This window comes from Streptomyces sp. NPDC042336, from assembly GCF_055581985.1.
In genome coordinates this window covers 375,515-389,818 of record NZ_JBVJEA010000002.1, presented here as the reverse complement: position 1 = coordinate 389,818, position 14,304 = coordinate 375,515, and the positions used below count along the sequence as shown (strand labels likewise).

Here is a 14,304-nt window from a genome sequence, read left to right as displayed (position 1 = left end):
CGCCGCGGAACTGCCGGGAGCGCGGGTCCGTTTTCAGGACAGAGAGCGGCAGTGGCCGCGAAGGAGGCGACATCATGTCGAAAAACGCCAAGGTCGCAGCGGGGGGTGTGGCGGTCGGGCTCATCCTGCTGATCTGGCTGCCCTGGTGGGCCGCCCTGCTGATAGTTCTGGGGGTCCCGGCCGCCGCTTACCTCACGCTCGATCCCTCACAGCGGCGCAGGCTGCGTCGCGTCTCGCGCAGGGAGATAGGCCGTTGAGGCGCTAATCCCGCGATGGGGCCGACTGGGCCAGAGCGCAGGCGTTGAGCACGTCGCCGTCCGCGGGCTCGCCGACCGCGTGGTCGGCGGGCGGCGGGGTTCCCCGCTCCACCCACCCGGTCAGCGCGTCGAAGGCGGACCGGAAGCAGGGCAGGATCGGCCGCAGCCTGTCGGGATACGTGTCGTACAGCCCGTCGACATGGGTTCCGCCCGGGACCGTGTAGTAGCGGTGCAGCCGCCCGCGCCCGCTCGCGTCGATCATCCGTGCGTAGACGTCGGAGTCGGTGGCCTCGGGCAGCAGCGCGTCCAGATCGCCGTGCAGCGTGATCAACGGCTTCCCGATGCGTCCGGTCAGTGCCACCCGTGCCACCGCGCGGTGGACGGAGGCGGGGCGTGCCGCGTAGTCGTACGTCGCGTCGGACGGGCACGGCGCCAGTATCTCCTCGGGGGAGGACCCGGCGGTGGGCCCGGGACAGTGGAGATCGTAGGCCGGGTCGAACTCGGCACGGTAGATCTTCTGCGTCACGCCCCAGTAGGCCTTTTCGTGGTACGGCCACAAAAACTCCGAACCGCGCGCGAACCCCGCCGCGTACAGGTCCTCGTCGCCGGCCGTACCCAGCGTCCGGGCCACCGCCGCCGGAAGGGAGGTGAGCAGTCCGGGGCCGTCTGCGGTCCACAGCGCCCCCTCCCAGTCCACGCCGCCGTCGTAGAGCCCGGGGTGGTTCTCCAACTGCCAGCGGGTGAGATAGCCGCCGTTGGAGATGCCCGCGATGTACGTGCGCCGCGGGGCGTGCCCGTAGCGCCGTGCGGCGGCCTGGCGGGCAGCCCGGGTGAGCTGGGTGGTGCGTGCGTTCCACTCCGCGACCGCGTCTCCGGGTCGCCTGCCGTCCCGGTAGAAGTCCGTTCCGCTGTTGCCCTTGTCGGTCGCGGCGTACGCGTACCCCTGGGCCAGTACACGGTCGGAGATCGCCTTGTCCGTGGCGTACTGCTTGCGGGTGCCCGGCGCCCCCGTCACGACGAGGCCGCCGTTCCAGTGGTCCGGCAGCCGGATCACGAACTGGGCGTCGTGCCGCCAGCCGTGCGTGGCGTTGAAGCGTGAGGAGTCCGGGAAGTACCCGTCGACCTGGATGCCGGGCACCCCGGACGGCGTTCTGGTACCACTCGCCGTCAGCCCGGCCTGGTCCGCGAGGTCGGTGTACGGGGTGCCCGCCAGTCCCGTGGTCGTCAGATCGGCCAGGCAGGCGCTGCGCTGCACGGCCGCGCCCGGCACCCGCACCCGTTCCTTCCGGGCGCAGTGCGCGCCGGCGTCGGCAGCCGCGGCGGTGGTGGGCGACGGCCCGGTGAGCGTGAGGGCGGTCAGGACGGCGGCGAGGATCGGGACACCACGGGGCAGACGCATCAGGTCCTCCGAGCGCGACGGGGAAGTGGAGCCGAGGGCTGCCCCATCGTGCGGCTCCGCCACGACCTGCTCCATGGGCTGGAGCCACATACGCGGAGAGCGGGTCATGGCGGCCGAAGACAGTCGGAGACCCGTGCTTCCCCGGCCCCGAACCGTCGGAGGCCTTAGGTGTTCCCGGTCAGCTCGGCCGTACGGCCATCCTGTCGAGAGCCTCCAGAAGTCCGGGGAGCGACGGCCCCCGCCCCACCGGCAGAACCTCACCGGGCTCCTCGTCGAGCAGGACGAACGCGATGTCGTCGGTCCTGGCGACGAGCGACCAGCCGGGGCCGTCCGCGCGCAGCGTCCGCGCGTCTCCCGGTGCGAACGAGGACCGGACCCGGCCGAGCGGCGGCGGTGTGTCGATGTAGGCGCGGGCCTCCGCGAGGACCCGCCGGACACCCCCGTGCCGAAAGGTTCCGTCGCCGGTCCGCTCGTCCGGGGCACCGGCCTGGTCCGCGGCGCCGGCCGGTGCGCCCCCGTCGGTGCTCGCCTCGGCGCCCGCGCCGGCTTGCCCTCCGTCGCCGGGAGTGGCGTCCGGCGAGCCGGCGTCGCCGCCCGGCGTCGGGAACTCCGCGTCGTCGATCTGCTCCCGCCACTGGGCCCACTGCAGGGCGATCTCGTCGGCCCCCAGACGGCGCTGCGCCGGACCCCAGACCGTGGTGTCCGGCGGGCACAGCGCGGGCTGGTCGGTGGACTCGGGTCCCGGGTCGTGCGGCACGGGCACACCGGGTGCCGCCACGGCGACCGCGAGGGGCCAGCCGGGGAGCACGGTGACGACCGTTCGCTCGTCCGGCGACAGGTCGTACTCCATGCCGCAGTCCCAGGACGCCACGGCGACCGCGACCAGGGAGACGTCGTCGATGACGACGGTCCACCGGGCACCGTCACCGTCCTGGCCGAGCACCAGGCCGTAGCCGTCGGCCAGCGGTGGGAGACCGAGCGCCGCGCACGCCTCCGGGTAGTCGTCGCCCAGCACACTCGGAAACTTCGCCGGCGTCAGCAGTACCGCCGTGAGCACATAGAGCGCATCGTCCGCGGCGGCGACGGCGTCCTCGTCCGTCCCGGCCATCCCAGCCTCCCCATCGGTTCGTCCAATGGCGGGCACCCTAGTGCGCCCGGGAAGCCCTTGTCACGACTCCCAGACGCGCCCGAGCTGCAGCTTTCCGGTTGGAGGGGGACGAATCGACCATGTGGTACCCGGCGCACGACGCTCAGACCGCGGGCAGTCCGAGGAGCGCACGGGCCACGTCCCGAGGGGGCTCGTCCCGTTCCCGCGCGAGCGCGATCACGGCCCGGCACGCCAGTTCGTTGACCCCGAACGACAGCGCCTCCGGTGACACGCGGCCCGCCGCCTCGTCGATCCGGTCCTGATCGTCGTCCACACACGCCGAGACGTAGGCGGCCGCGGCCTCGAACAGGTTGTGTGAGCGGGACCCGCCTCTCGCGCTCGCCCCCTTCCCTTTCTCCTCCGTGCGCCGAGCGGTGCGGGATCTGTCCCAAGCCTCGCGGATCCTGCCGAACAAGCGGACCACCCTCCCCATACGATCACCCTGGCTGACCGTGCATCTCCTGCTACTCAACGTAGAGTTGAAGCCTCGGCGGCAGAAGGGGGCGGTCAGGGTGCGACGGTTCGAACTACTGGCACGGATCCGGCGCATGGATCCCTACGAGAACGCTTCGGAGATCTACCGGCTGTCCTCGGCCTACGAGTTCCCCTGGGACTTCGCCCGTGCCCTGGAGCTGGCGCTCTACCGCACCTACGCCGTGCCGAGCATCGGGCGGCTGCTCGCCGAGACGGCGGAGTTCACCGACCGGCCCCAGAAGCGGTACGACGACACGGCGCTGCTGCTCGACGCCGTGGTCGAGCACGGCTTCGACAGCGAGCAGGGCCGCACGGCCATCCGGCGCATCAACCGGATGCACCGCAGCTACGACATCACCAACGACGACATGCGGTACGTCCTGTGCACCTTCGTCGTGATCCCCAAGCGCTGGATCGACACCTACGGGTGGCGCAGGATGTCGCGCCACGAGACCGTCGCCTCCGCCGTCCACTACCGCACGCTGGGACGGCACATGGGCATCAGGGACATCCCCGGCACCTATGAGGAGTTCGAAGCCTGTCTCGACGCCTACGAGGAGGCCCACTTCGCCTGGGACGAGGGCGCGCGCCGCGTCTCCGACGCCACGCTCGACCTCATGGCGTCCTGGTATCCGCGCCCTCTCGCGCCGCTCCTGCGCGCCGGGACCCTCGCCCTGCTCGACGAGCCCCTTCTCCGGGCCTTTCGGTACGCTCCGCCGGGTCCCGCCACCCGCGCGGCCGTGCGCCGCGCCGTCCGGCTGCGCGGACGCGTGGTCCGTCTGCTGCCGCCGAGGCGTGCCCCGCACCACGCCCGTCAGAACCGGGAGATCAAGGGCTACCCGAACGGCTACCGACTGACCGACCTGGGCACCCGCCCGGTTCCCGGCGTCCGGGGCTGTCCGGTCCGCCACATCGGCGCGTCAGCCGCCGAGTGAAGCGATCGTCTCCCGCAGCCAGCTGAGTTCCGCCCGGGAGGTCGCCCTCGCGACGATCAGGACGCCACGCCGGAAGGGGTCGTCCAACTCCTCGGCGCACAGCGGCCGGTCACCGTCGTAGAAGAAGCTCGCGGGTTCCTCCAGGAAGGCGAGCCGGCGGCGCAGCACGGCGGCCTGGGCGGGGGCGTCGTCCAGGTGCCGGAGGAAGGCGAGCACCGTGAACCAGCGGTTCTCGTCGGTGATGTCGCGTTGAACGGGCTCGGCGAGCCGGAGGCGCAGCTCCCGTCGCCCCTCCTCGGTGAGGGTCAGGACGTGGCGCGGCGCAGCCACGGAGCCGGGCTGCGTGGTGCGTGCGAGGAGGCCCGCCTTCTCCAGACGTTTGATCGCGGGGTAGAGCGTGCTCTCGGCGACCGGCCGCACGTGCCCCGTCAGCGCGGTGATGCGCTTGCGCAGCTCGTAGCCGTGCAGCGGGGCGTCGTAGAGGAAACCGAGGACGGCGAGCTCCAGCATGCCCGCATTATCTCCCACGGTGCTTGGGGTTCCGTGCACGCTGTACATCGGTTCCTCAATACATCGGGCTCGATGTATCCTCCGGGGAGGACGGGAAACGTGACACTCCACAGGGGGACGGTTTGAACGAGGCACGGTTCGACGACAGGGGCAGCCGCATTCGCTGGACGGAGGCGCCCGGCGAGGAACCCGCGCGGGTGTACGTGCACGGGCTCGGCTCGGTCTCCTCCGTGTACCACGCCCACATCGCGGCGCATGCGGAACTGGCGGGCCGGCGCAGCCTCTTCGTCGATCTGCCGGGCCACGGCATCAGCGACCGACCGGAGCACTTCGGGTACACACTCGTCGACCACGCCGACGCACTGGCCGCCGTGCTGGACGAGGCGGGACTGGCCGGAGCCGAACTGGTCGCACACAGCATGGGCGGTGCCGTCGCCGTCGTCCTCGCCCACCGGAGGCCGGAGCTGGTCTCTCGCCTGGTCCTCACGGAGGCCAACCTCGACGCTGCTCCGCCGCCGACCGCCGGCAGCAGCATCATCGCCTCCTACCAGGAGGACGACTTCGTCGACGGCGGCCACGCGCGCGTGCTGGAGGACGTCGGCCCCCAATGGGCGGCGACGATGCGGCTGACGGATCCGCGCGCCCTGCACCGCTCGGCCGTCGGGCTGTGCCGGGGCTCCGACCCTGTGATGCGCACTCTTCTCGAGGGGCTCCCGGTCGAGCGTGTGTACCTCCAGGGCGGACTCAGCGGCGAACTGGAGGGCCGTGAGTCCCTGGAGGCCGCGGGCGTACGGGTGACGACCGTGCCGGGAGCCGGGCACAACGTCATGCTCGACCGCCCCGACGCGTTCGTGGCGGCGGTCGCCGGGCGGGGCTGACTCAGTCCGCGCGGGTCGCCAGGACCAGGAACCGGGTGTCCTCGTCGACGTACGCCGTCATGTCCCATCCGGAACCGGTCAGCAGCGGACGGAGGTTGTGCTCGGCGCGCAGGTCGTCCGGCGTGAGCCGCCGTCCCTGCCGGGCCGCGAGCGCCGCCCGGCCGATGGGGTGGAACAGCGCCAGCACACCGCCGGGATGCACGACACGCGCCAACTCCCGCAGATTTCCCGCGGGATCGGGCAGGTGCGCGACGAGACCCGCCGCGAACACCGCGTCGAGCGTCCGGGAACGCAGTGGCAGCGCCGCCACGTCGGTCAGCAGCAGGCGCCCGGCACGGTCCCTGCCCGCCCGTACGGCGGCCTGGAGCATGGCAGGTGTCAGATCGGCCCCGACAACCAGCCCCGTCGGCCCCACGGCCGTCCGCAACGGGGGAAGGGCCCGGCCGGTGCCGCACCCCGCGTCCAGTACCCGATCACCTGCACGCAACCCCAGTTCCCGGACCGCGGCCGTGTAGGCCGGGCCGTCGTCGGGGAACCGGCGGTCCCAGTCGGCGGCCCGGGGACCGAAGAACTCCTGCACGTGTGTGTGGTCGTCGCTCATGTCTCGCATGATTCCCCAAGAGCCAAGAAGGCGCCGCAGCGCACATGTTCGAGCGTGACGCGATCGTTCCAGCGCCCCTCTGTGTCAGATAACAACACCTTTCGAAATGCGCCCCCGTTGTGCGCCCGGTTGGGGACTAGCGTCCCGGGGTCATGGGACACCTGGACCACGCCGCCCTGGGCTGGCTGACACCCGCGCTGTCGTACGCGATGGCCTGTACCGGCGCGGCCCTCGGACTGCGCTGCACCGTGCGCGCCCTGGCCGCCACCGGGCGCACGCGCCGCAACTGGCTGCTGACCGCGGCCTCGGCGATCGGCACGGGCATCTGGACGATGCACTTCGTCGCCATGCTCGGCTTCCGGGTCAGCGGCACCGACATCCGGTACGACGTACCGCTCACCCTCGTGAGTCTGCTCGTCGCCGTGCTCGTCGTCTGTGCCGGCGTCTTCGCCGTCGGCTACGGCCGCAACCGGGCGCGCGCACTGCTGCTCGGCGGACTCACGACGGGGTTCGGTGTCGCGAGCATGCACTACCTCGGCATGGCGGCCATGCGCCTGCACGGCCAGGTGAGCTACGACCCGGTACGGGTGGGGCTCTCCGTGCTCATAGCCGTCGCAGCCGCCACCGCGGCCCTGTGGGCGGCGCTCCACACCGAGTCGCCCCTCGCGGTCACCCTCGCCTCGCTGATCATGGGGGCGGCGGTGAGCAGCATGCACTACACCGGCATGTTCGCGGTGAGCGTGCGCGTCACGCCCTCCGGCGAGACGCTTCCCGGGGCCACGGCGATGCAGTTCATCTTCCCCCTCGCCGTCGGCCTCGGGTCCTACCTCTTCTTGACGTCGGCCTTCGTCGCCCTGTCGCCGACGGCCGGGGAACGCGAGGCGTCCACCGCGGCCCGGCAGCAACCCGCCGGGAGCACCGCCCCGTAGCGGCGGACCTGGGCCGTGAGGCAGGCCCGGCGACAGCGCACCGACCCCGTCCTGAGCGAGGATGCCATGCGTCCACCCCGTACCACCCCCGCACGTCCCACGCCCGAAGCAGGCGTCGGGACGCCGCCCCAGCCGTCCGTGCGCGGCCGTCGCGCGCACGCCGGACCACCCGCCGACGAGGGTCCGAGGGAGCCCGCCGACGAGGCAGCCGGCCCGCCCGCCACGCGCGCGTGGCCCGGACGCGTACAGCCCCGCACCGTGCGCGCCAGGATCGTCTGCCTCCTCATGGTGCCCGTCGTCTCCCTCCTGGCCCTGTGGGCGTACGCCACCGTCACCACCGCTCAGGACATCTCCCGGCTGCGGCAGGTCCAGCGCGTGGACACCCGGGTCCGGGTCCCCGTGAGCGCCGCCGTGGCGGCCCTGCAGGCCGAGCGGCTCGCAGCCGTCCGCCACACCACCGACCCGTCCTCGGTGCCGGAGACCGACTTCCGGGACCTGACCGCGCGCACCGACCGCGCGGTGGGAAGGCTGCGGCTCGGCGACCACCACACCGTGGCCGACAGCGAGGAACTGCCCGCCGGAGTGGCCCGGCGGCTCAAGGCGTTCGTCACCGGTGCCGAACGACTGGGGCCCCTGCGTACCGCCGTCCTCGACCACCGGGCGGACTGGGACGAGGCCTACCGCCGCTACACGGCGGCCATCACGACGGCCTTCCACGTGGGCGGCGCCCTGAGCGGCGTCCAGGACGCCGATCCCGGATCCGACGCGCGCGTACTGGTCGAGTTCGCCCGCGCCGGCGAGGCACTGGCCCAGGAGGACGCCCTGCTGGCCGGTGCCCGTCTGGCCGACGGGCTCGCCGGTACACGGCTTCGCCTGTTCACCGGCGCCGTCGACACACGCCGGACGCTGACCGAGTCCGCCGTGGCCGATCTGCGCGGCGACGAACGCGCGGCCTGGCGGGAGCTGGCCGACAGCGGCGCCTACCTGGCCGTGGGCGCCGCGGAGGACCGGTTGCTCGACGGCGGTGCGCCGGGACGACCGGTCGAGGCGACGGCACCCCGGTCCGCCTGGGACCAGGCCCACGCGCGCGTACGGGACGGCATGCGGGCGATCGAGCAGGACGCCGGACGCTCGGTCGCCGACCGGGCCGACCCGTTCACCCGCGGTGTGCTCACCCCGGCCGGGGCCGCGGTCCTCCTCGGTCTCCTCGCCGTGGCAGCGTCGCTCGTCATCTCCGTCCGCATCGGTCGTGGCCTGGTGGTCGAACTGGTGAGCCTGCGCAACAGCGCCCTGGAGATCGCCCGGCACAAACTCCCGGAGGCGATGCGCAGGCTGCGCGCGGGGGACGAGATAGACATCCGGTCCGAGGCACCGCCCCGGCCCCCTGCCGAGGACGAGGCCGGGCAGGTCGCCGAGGCCCTGGCCAGCGTGCACCGGGCCGCGCTGCGCGCCGCGGTCGAGCGTGCCGAACTCGCCGGCGGCATCGCCGGGGTCTTCGTCAACCTCGCCCGTCGCAGTCAGATCCTCGTCCACCGCCAACTGAGCCTTCTGGACAGCATGGAACGCCGTTCCGACGACCCGAACGAACTCGGCGACCTCTTCCGGCTCGACCACCTCACCACCCGCATGCGGCGCCACGCCGAAAGCCTGATCATCCTCTCCGGCGCGGCGCCCGGCCGAGCCTGGCGGATGCCGGTCTCCCTGACCGACGTGGTCCGTGCCGCCGTCTCCGAAGTCGAGGACTACGCGCGCGTGGAGGTACGGCAGCTCCCCGAGGCGTCCGTCAAGGGCGCCGCCGTCGCCGACGTCACCCACCTCCTGGCCGAGATCATCGAGAACGCCGCCCAGTTCTCGCCACCCCACACGCGCGTGCGGGTCACCGGTGAACCCGTCGGCAACGGCTATGCGATCGAGGTGGAGGACCGCGGGCTGGGCATGGGCAAGGAGGCCCTCGCCGAGGCCAACCACCGCATCACACGGTCGGAGACGCTCGACCTGTTCGACAGCGACCGGCTCGGCCTGTTCGTCGTCAGCCGGCTCGCCGCGCGACAGGACATCAAGGTGCACCTCAAGACCTCCCCCTACGGCGGCACCACCGCGGTCGTGCTCCTGCCCACCGCACTCCTGGACGGCGAAACGGCGGCAACTGCTCCAGGGGCGGCACACGAGGCGGCCCGGCCCGAAACGCACCTGTACGCGCGCGTGCCCGGTTCCGCCGGGCAGCAGGATCCCGTAACCGCACCGGTCGACCGGCCGGCACTGGCATCCGCCGCACCGGCGGGGACGCGCACCGCCACATCCGGCCGGCCCCCGGGAACGCCCGCCCTGCGGCTGCACCGATCCTCCGACGTCCCCGATGCCCCGGACGCCTCCCGGGCCCCCGCGACGAGCGCCGGCTCCGGCCCACCGCGGCCGGCGGGAGAGTCCGACGACGACCTTCCCCGCCGGGTACGGCAGGCCAGTCTCGCCCCCCAACTGCGCGACGCGAGCCCCGTGGCGCCGCCGCCCGGCCGGGCGCGCGGCGACGAGGAGCGCACCCCCGAGGCCGTGCGGGACCGCATGGCCGCCTACCGCGACGGCTGGTCGCGCGGCGGCGGCCGTCGCCCCGGCCGGCCGGCACCCCCGGAGCCGTCGGCCGGGGACCGTACCGAAGGAGACCCCGCATGATTCAGAATCCCGGCACGGGAACCGCCCGGCGGGCCCACGAACTCGACTGGCTCCTGGACGACCTCGTCGGACGCGTGCACGAGGTGCGGCACGCCGTGGTGCTGTCGAACGACGGGCTCGCCGTGGGCGCGTCGAACGACCTGGGCCGCGCAGACGCCGAGCACCTCGCCGCCGTCGCCTCCGGCTTCCACAGCCTGGCCAAGGGAGCGGGCCGGCACTTCGGCGCCGGGGGCGTGCACCAGACCATGGTCGAAATGGACGACGGGTTCCTGTTCGTGGCCGCGGCGGGAGACGGCTCCTGCCTCGCCGTCCTCACCGCCGCGACGGTGGACATCGGTCTCGTGGCCTACGAGATGGCACGGCTGGTGAGACGCGTCGGCGAGCACCTGCACACCGCGCCACGTGCCGCCGCGCGACCACCCTTCCGCGGATGACCCGGAAGGGCATCGAGGATGACCGACGACATCACGGGCGGAGGCCGGGAAGAACCGGGCAGCCAGTGGTACGACAACGAGGCCGGGCCCCTCGTCCGCCCCTACGCGATGACCGGCGGCCGCACCCGGCCGGGCCCCACGGGAGTACGGTTCGACCTGATCGCCCTCGTCACGCGCGCAGTCGGCGCACCGGGCGTCGACGACACCGTGCTCGGGCCGGAACACCGCACGCTGATCGACCTGTGCCGCACGGAGACCCAGTCGGTCGCCGAACTCGCCGCCGACGCGGACCTGCCCGTGGGTGTCATCAGGGTGCTCCTGGGCGACCTGATGGAACTGGGGTGCGTGACCGTCAGCCGCCCCGTGCCGCCGGCGCAGCTGCCCGACGAACGGATCCTGCGCGAAGTGATCGACGGACTGCGCGCGCTGTAGAGAAGCCCGAAAGACCACGACCGGCACCCATGTGCACGACCACCCGCACCGAGAGAAGTGATCGATGGTCTCCGAACGCTCCGACGCCACGGACGGCGACACGACGGCACTGGCGTTGAAGATCCTGGTCGCCGGAGGATGCGGCGTGGGCAAGACCACCCTGGTGGGCGCGGTCAGCGAGATCAGGCCGCTGCGCACGGAGGAACTGCTCAGCGAGGCCGGACGGCTGGTGGACGACACCGACGGCATCGACCGGAAGGTCACCACGACCGTCGCCATGGACTTCGGCCGCATCACCATCCGTTCCGGCCTCTCCCTCTACCTCTTCGGCACGCCGGGGCAGGACCGGTTCTGGTTCCTCTGGGACGAACTGGCGCAGGGGGCCCTCGGCGCCGTCGTCCTCGCGGACACCCGGCGCCTGGCCGACTGCTTCCCCGCGGTGGACTACTTCGAACACCGGCACATCCCGTTCGTGGTGGCCGTGAACTGCTTCACGGGAGCACGCCGCCACGACGAGCACAGCGTCCTGCGCGCTCTCGACCTCGACCCGGGAACGCCCGTGGTGCTGTGTGACGCCCGGGACCGCGACTCGGGGAAGGAGGTGCTGATCCGCCTCGTCGAGTACGCCGGGCGGATGCACACCGCCCGGCTCCTCGACTCCGTCCGCTGACCGGACCTGGGCCCCTGGCCGGGTGGCCTCAGTCCGCCACCGACTTCAGGGCCAGGACCTTGTCCACGGTGACACGGACGAGGAGTTCGCCCGGGACGCCGTTGCGCGCCCCGAACTCCTCGGCCCGTTCCTCGCCCATGTAGCGGGCGCCGATGCGGGCGGCCCAGTGCCGCAGTTCGCCGAGGTCCTCCGAGATCCGCGCACGCCCCTGCAGCACGACGAAGGCGAAGGGCGGCCGGTCGTCGTCCACGCAGAGGGCGATGCGGCCGTCACGGACGAGATTGCGCCCCTTCACGGTGTCCTTGCCGGTGTTGAACACCAGGTCGTCCCCGTCCAGCAGGAACCAGATGGGCGCCACGTGCGGGCTGCCGTCGGCCCGGACGGTCGAGAGTTTTCCGGTGCGGGTGCCGTCCGAGACGAACGCCCGCCATTCCTCATCGGTCATCTTCTGTGCCATGCCCCCATCCTCCTTGCCCGGAGCACTGGCGTGGTGAAGGCTGGCGGACGGGTCCCCCGGCCAGGGGGACGCAACGAGTACGGGGAGACACGGGGAGATCGGATCATGGTGCAGAACCAGGGACTGGGCTGGTTGCTCGACGACCTGACAGCGCGCGTCGAACACGTACGGCATGCGTTGGTCCTGTCCAACGACGGATTGGTGACCGGGGCGAGTACGGGCCTGCGACGCGAGGACGCCGAGCACCTCGCCGCCGTCTCGTCCGGACTGCACAGCCTGGCCAAGGGCTCGGGCCGTCACTTCGGCGCCGGTCAGGTACGGCAGACGATGGTCGAGTTCGATGACGCCGTACTGTTCGTCACCGCTGCGGGTTCGGGCAGTTGCCTGTGCGTGCTGAGCGGAGCGGAGGCCGACATCGGGCAGATCGCGTACGAGATGACACTGCTCGTGAACCGGGTGGGCGAGCACCTCGACGTCGATGCGCGGCAGCCGGGACGGATATCGCCCACCGAGCCCTGACCTGCGCTTTCGGGTTCCTCGGTGGTCGGCCGCAGAGTTATCCACAGGCTCATCACGGATGTCGCGGCTGCGGCTACGGTTTTGTGTGTCAGCGGGCGCGGACAGCGCCGGCCACACACTCCACGGGGGAGACGAGCCATGTCGGGCAACACCATCACGTATCAGGCCGCCGCGGCCGGCGAGCGGACCGGCACCACCCGGGACGCCTCGGTCACCCGCCAGCGCGCGGCCCGGGAGCTGGGCCTCAGGCGAAGCGAGTTCGACCTCGCCGTGCAGCTCGGCCGAATCCGCACGGTGCCCGACGACGGAGGAGGCGGGCGCCGCGTCGCCCGCGACGAGATCGACCGTATCCGGGCGGCGGACGGCTTTCCCGAGGTGCTCCGGGCCGGTGTCCGCACCGTCGGCACCACGCAGGGCGCGACCCTCATGGAGGTGACCACAGCCCGGTTCACCCGTCTCGCGCGGCTGGGGCTGCTGGTGCCCGTGACGTTCTACGTCAACCGGTACCGCGCTGTCGTCTGGCTGTATCTGGCGGAGGAGCTGCGGCAGTTCAGGGCCGACGAGCGCAACACCGCGCTGCTGAAGGGCCGCACACCCGAAGGGCTGCGGGACCAGCTGGGAGAAGGGCTCGACCTGCGTCCTCGCAACTGGCGGGGAAGGCACCTGGGATTCCTGCTCCGTCAGGCGGACGAACCGTGGGCCCGGGCCGCGGCGGTGGCGTCGCTGCTCGACGCCACCGACATCTCGGACGTCGTCACGGATCCCTACGAGCGCTCCCATCTGCGCCGGTTCCGCCCCGTGCCCGCCACGCACGGCTCTCCGGGTTCCCCGGCCGCGCAGCTCGCCGAGGAGATCGCGACGGCCGCCGACCCGGACGAGGTCGACTGGCTCCGCTCGGACCTGGCAGCCGCGCTGGACACGGCCCGCCGACATCGTCCGGCCCCCCGCCCGGCCCCGCACGCCGTGCCGGCCCCGCCCGGTCCGGAATCCGCGCCGTGCGAGACGGCGGCACCGGTGCGGCCCGAGGCGGAGACCCCCGTGCCGCCCGAGGCGGAGCAACGCGGACGGTTGAGCGGCCTGTTCGGCAGGCTCTGGCGCAGAGACGCCTGACCTACAGGGCCCGGAAAAGACCCTCCTGCACCACGGACACCAGCATGCGCCCCTCCCTGTCATAGATCCGCCCACGGGCCAGCCCGCGCCCGCCGGTCGCGATCGGCGACTCCTGGTCGTACAGGAACCACTCGTCGGCCCGGAACGGCCGGTGGAACCACATGGCATGGTCCAGCGACGCCATGTCGAAGCCCCGCGGACCCCACAGCGGCTCCACCGGGATGCGCACGGCGTCCAGGAGCGTCATGTCGCTGGCGTAGGTCAAGGCACAGGTGTGCACGAGCGGATCGTCGCCGAGCGGCCCGACCGCGCGCATCCACACGGCGCTGCGGGGCTCGGCTCCCTCGACCTCCTCGGCGCTCCAGCGCAGCCGGTCGACATAGCGGATGTCGAAGGGCTGACGGCGCGCCATTCGCTCCAACTGCTCCGGCAGCGCGCCCAGGTGCTCCCGCACCTCGTCGGCGACCGTCGGCAGGGACTCCGGATCGGGGACCTTGCGGGCCGGCGGCAACTGGTGCTCGAAACTCCCCTGTTCAGGTCTGTGAAAGGAGGCGGTGAGCGTGAAGATCGTGCGTCCCTGCTGCACGGCGGTGACGCGGCGGGTGGTGAACGACCGCCCGTCCCGGTCCCGTTCGACCTGGTACACGATCGGCACGCCAGGGCGTCCGGGACGCAGGAAGTACGCGTGCAGCGAGTGCACCGGGCGGTCGCCGTCGGTGGTGCGGCCCGCGGCCACCAGCGCCTGGCCGGCCACCTGGCCGCCGAAGACCCGCTGCAGCGACTCCTCGGGGCTGCGGCCACGGAAGATGTTGACCTCGATCTGCTCCAGGTCGAGCAGGTCGACGAGGCTCTCGGCCGGATTCGTCATGGGTGGGTTTCTCCTGT

Annotated in this window: 17 protein-coding genes; 10 read left to right on the top strand and 7 right to left on the bottom strand. The window is 72.4% G+C overall.

Annotated elements, in window-relative coordinates:
• Positions 1 to 74: 74 nt before the first annotated feature.
• The gene (locus tag ACZ6IM_RS06815) at positions 75 to 257 is read left to right on the top strand and encodes a hypothetical protein (protein WP_052837043.1); all 183 of its coding nucleotides are present in this window, start codon (positions 75 to 77) and stop codon (positions 255 to 257) included.
• Between the two features lie 4 nt (positions 258 to 261).
• Here the strand turns inward: ACZ6IM_RS06815 and ACZ6IM_RS06810 are convergent, their stop codons facing one another.
• The 3 genes from ACZ6IM_RS06810 to ACZ6IM_RS06800 form a co-directional block, all read right to left on the bottom strand.
• The gene (locus ACZ6IM_RS06810) at positions 262 to 1,656 is read right to left on the bottom strand and encodes a tannase/feruloyl esterase family alpha/beta hydrolase (protein WP_469554613.1); all 1,395 of its coding nucleotides are present in this window, start codon (positions 1,654 to 1,656) and stop codon (positions 262 to 264) included.
• Positions 1,657 to 1,834: 178 nt separating this feature from the next.
• Positions 1,835 to 2,764, bottom strand: coding sequence for a hypothetical protein (locus ACZ6IM_RS06805; RefSeq protein ID WP_469554612.1), 930 nt, complete (start codon positions 2,762 to 2,764; stop codon positions 1,835 to 1,837).
• Between the two features lie 142 nt (positions 2,765 to 2,906).
• Positions 2,907 to 3,236 carry a hypothetical protein gene (locus tag ACZ6IM_RS06800; RefSeq protein ID WP_052837045.1) on the bottom strand — a complete coding sequence of 110 codons (330 nt, stop codon included), beginning with the start codon at positions 3,234 to 3,236 and terminating at the stop codon, positions 2,907 to 2,909.
• A gap of 115 nt (positions 3,237 to 3,351) precedes the next feature.
• On the opposite strand from ACZ6IM_RS06800, the gene ACZ6IM_RS06795 reads away from it, so the two are divergent.
• Complete coding sequence (locus ACZ6IM_RS06795; RefSeq protein ID WP_469554610.1) at positions 3,352 to 4,212, top strand: oxygenase MpaB family protein; 861 nt, start codon at positions 3,352 to 3,354, stop codon at positions 4,210 to 4,212.
• On the opposite strand, the gene ACZ6IM_RS06790 is transcribed toward ACZ6IM_RS06795, so the two are convergent.
• Complete coding sequence (locus tag ACZ6IM_RS06790) at positions 4,198 to 4,722, bottom strand: PadR family transcriptional regulator (protein ID WP_052837047.1); 525 nt, start codon at positions 4,720 to 4,722, stop codon at positions 4,198 to 4,200. The genes ACZ6IM_RS06795 and ACZ6IM_RS06790 overlap by 15 nt on opposite strands.
• Before the next feature lie 122 nt (positions 4,723 to 4,844).
• On the opposite strand from ACZ6IM_RS06790, the gene ACZ6IM_RS06785 reads away from it, so the two are divergent.
• Positions 4,845 to 5,600: an alpha/beta fold hydrolase gene (locus ACZ6IM_RS06785; RefSeq protein ID WP_052837048.1), complete on the top strand. Its 756-nt coding sequence runs from the start codon at positions 4,845 to 4,847 to the stop codon at positions 5,598 to 5,600.
• A gap of 1 nt (position 5,601) precedes the next feature.
• On the opposite strand, the gene ACZ6IM_RS06780 is transcribed toward ACZ6IM_RS06785, so the two are convergent.
• Positions 5,602 to 6,201 (bottom strand): class I SAM-dependent methyltransferase, encoded by a 600-nt coding sequence (locus ACZ6IM_RS06780; protein WP_469554607.1) that lies wholly within the window; start codon positions 6,199 to 6,201, stop codon positions 5,602 to 5,604.
• Between the two features lie 152 nt (positions 6,202 to 6,353).
• Here ACZ6IM_RS06780 and ACZ6IM_RS06775 point away from each other — a divergent pair, with 152 nt between their 5' ends.
• The 5 genes from ACZ6IM_RS06775 to ACZ6IM_RS06755 all read left to right on the top strand — a co-directional run bounded on the left by ACZ6IM_RS06775 (position 6,354) and on the right by ACZ6IM_RS06755 (position 11,333).
• Complete coding sequence (locus ACZ6IM_RS06775; RefSeq protein WP_469554605.1) at positions 6,354 to 7,130, top strand: MHYT domain-containing protein; 777 nt, start codon at positions 6,354 to 6,356, stop codon at positions 7,128 to 7,130.
• A 66-nt stretch (positions 7,131 to 7,196) separates the two neighbouring features.
• Positions 7,197 to 9,797, top strand: coding sequence for a sensor histidine kinase (locus tag ACZ6IM_RS06770; RefSeq protein ID WP_469554603.1), 2,601 nt, complete (start codon positions 7,197 to 7,199; stop codon positions 9,795 to 9,797).
• Positions 9,794 to 10,231, top strand: coding sequence for a roadblock/LC7 domain-containing protein (locus tag ACZ6IM_RS06765; RefSeq protein WP_469554602.1), 438 nt, complete (start codon positions 9,794 to 9,796; stop codon positions 10,229 to 10,231). The genes ACZ6IM_RS06770 and ACZ6IM_RS06765 overlap by 4 nt, the downstream gene beginning before the upstream one ends.
• Positions 10,232 to 10,249: 18 nt before the next feature.
• Positions 10,250 to 10,663, top strand: a complete 414-nt coding sequence (locus tag ACZ6IM_RS06760) for a DUF742 domain-containing protein (protein WP_469554600.1) — start codon at positions 10,250 to 10,252, stop codon at positions 10,661 to 10,663.
• 64 nt (positions 10,664 to 10,727) lie between these two features.
• A complete protein-coding gene (locus ACZ6IM_RS06755; protein ID WP_469554599.1) occupies positions 10,728 to 11,333 on the top strand; it encodes a GTP-binding protein in 606 nt (201 codons plus the stop codon).
• Between the two features lie 28 nt (positions 11,334 to 11,361).
• On the opposite strand, the gene ACZ6IM_RS06750 is transcribed toward ACZ6IM_RS06755, so the two are convergent.
• Positions 11,362 to 11,790 (bottom strand): PPOX class F420-dependent oxidoreductase, encoded by a 429-nt coding sequence (locus tag ACZ6IM_RS06750; RefSeq protein WP_052837050.1) that lies wholly within the window; start codon positions 11,788 to 11,790, stop codon positions 11,362 to 11,364.
• Between the two features lie 105 nt (positions 11,791 to 11,895).
• Between ACZ6IM_RS06750 and ACZ6IM_RS06745 the strand changes: the two genes are divergently transcribed.
• Together ACZ6IM_RS06745 and ACZ6IM_RS06740 are read left to right on the top strand one after the other, a co-directional pair.
• Positions 11,896 to 12,309: a roadblock/LC7 domain-containing protein gene (locus ACZ6IM_RS06745; protein ID WP_087810698.1), complete on the top strand. Its 414-nt coding sequence runs from the start codon at positions 11,896 to 11,898 to the stop codon at positions 12,307 to 12,309.
• A gap of 138 nt (positions 12,310 to 12,447) precedes the next feature.
• Positions 12,448 to 13,419, top strand: a complete 972-nt coding sequence (locus ACZ6IM_RS06740) for a DUF6397 family protein (RefSeq protein WP_052837052.1) — start codon at positions 12,448 to 12,450, stop codon at positions 13,417 to 13,419.
• Position 13,420: 1 nt separating this feature from the next.
• Here ACZ6IM_RS06740 and ACZ6IM_RS06735 read toward each other — a convergent pair whose 3' ends face one another.
• The gene (locus tag ACZ6IM_RS06735) at positions 13,421 to 14,287 is read right to left on the bottom strand and encodes an acyl-CoA thioesterase (protein WP_052837053.1); all 867 of its coding nucleotides are present in this window, start codon (positions 14,285 to 14,287) and stop codon (positions 13,421 to 13,423) included.
• Positions 14,288 to 14,304: the final 17 nt, after the last annotated feature.

Excerpts from the sequence above, each read along its gene's own strand:
- ACZ6IM_RS06815 (WP_052837043.1), top strand. The coding sequence starts at position 75 with ATGTCGAAAAACGCCAAGGTCGCAGCGGGGGGTGTGGCGGTCGGGCTC.
- ACZ6IM_RS06810 (WP_469554613.1), bottom strand. The coding sequence starts at position 1,656 with ATGCGTCTGCCCCGTGGTGTCCCGATCCTCGCCGCCGTCCTGACCGCC.
- ACZ6IM_RS06805 (WP_469554612.1), bottom strand. The coding sequence starts at position 2,764 with ATGGCCGGGACGGACGAGGACGCCGTCGCCGCCGCGGACGATGCGCTC.
- ACZ6IM_RS06800 (WP_052837045.1), bottom strand. The coding sequence starts at position 3,236 with ATGGGGAGGGTGGTCCGCTTGTTCGGCAGGATCCGCGAGGCTTGGGAC.
- ACZ6IM_RS06795 (WP_469554610.1), top strand. The coding sequence starts at position 3,352 with ATGGATCCCTACGAGAACGCTTCGGAGATCTACCGGCTGTCCTCGGCC.
- ACZ6IM_RS06790 (WP_052837047.1), bottom strand. The coding sequence starts at position 4,722 with ATGCTGGAGCTCGCCGTCCTCGGTTTCCTCTACGACGCCCCGCTGCAC.
- ACZ6IM_RS06780 (WP_469554607.1), bottom strand. The coding sequence starts at position 6,201 with ATGAGCGACGACCACACACACGTGCAGGAGTTCTTCGGTCCCCGGGCC.
- ACZ6IM_RS06775 (WP_469554605.1), top strand. The coding sequence starts at position 6,354 with ATGGGACACCTGGACCACGCCGCCCTGGGCTGGCTGACACCCGCGCTG.
- ACZ6IM_RS06770 (WP_469554603.1), top strand. The coding sequence starts at position 7,197 with ATGCGTCCACCCCGTACCACCCCCGCACGTCCCACGCCCGAAGCAGGC.
- ACZ6IM_RS06765 (WP_469554602.1), top strand. The coding sequence starts at position 9,794 with ATGATTCAGAATCCCGGCACGGGAACCGCCCGGCGGGCCCACGAACTC.
- ACZ6IM_RS06760 (WP_469554600.1), top strand. The coding sequence starts at position 10,250 with ATGACCGACGACATCACGGGCGGAGGCCGGGAAGAACCGGGCAGCCAG.
- ACZ6IM_RS06755 (WP_469554599.1), top strand. The coding sequence starts at position 10,728 with ATGGTCTCCGAACGCTCCGACGCCACGGACGGCGACACGACGGCACTG.
- ACZ6IM_RS06750 (WP_052837050.1), bottom strand. The coding sequence starts at position 11,790 with ATGGCACAGAAGATGACCGATGAGGAATGGCGGGCGTTCGTCTCGGAC.
- ACZ6IM_RS06745 (WP_087810698.1), top strand. The coding sequence starts at position 11,896 with ATGGTGCAGAACCAGGGACTGGGCTGGTTGCTCGACGACCTGACAGCG.
- ACZ6IM_RS06740 (WP_052837052.1), top strand. The coding sequence starts at position 12,448 with ATGTCGGGCAACACCATCACGTATCAGGCCGCCGCGGCCGGCGAGCGG.
- ACZ6IM_RS06735 (WP_052837053.1), bottom strand. The coding sequence starts at position 14,287 with ATGACGAATCCGGCCGAGAGCCTCGTCGACCTGCTCGACCTGGAGCAG.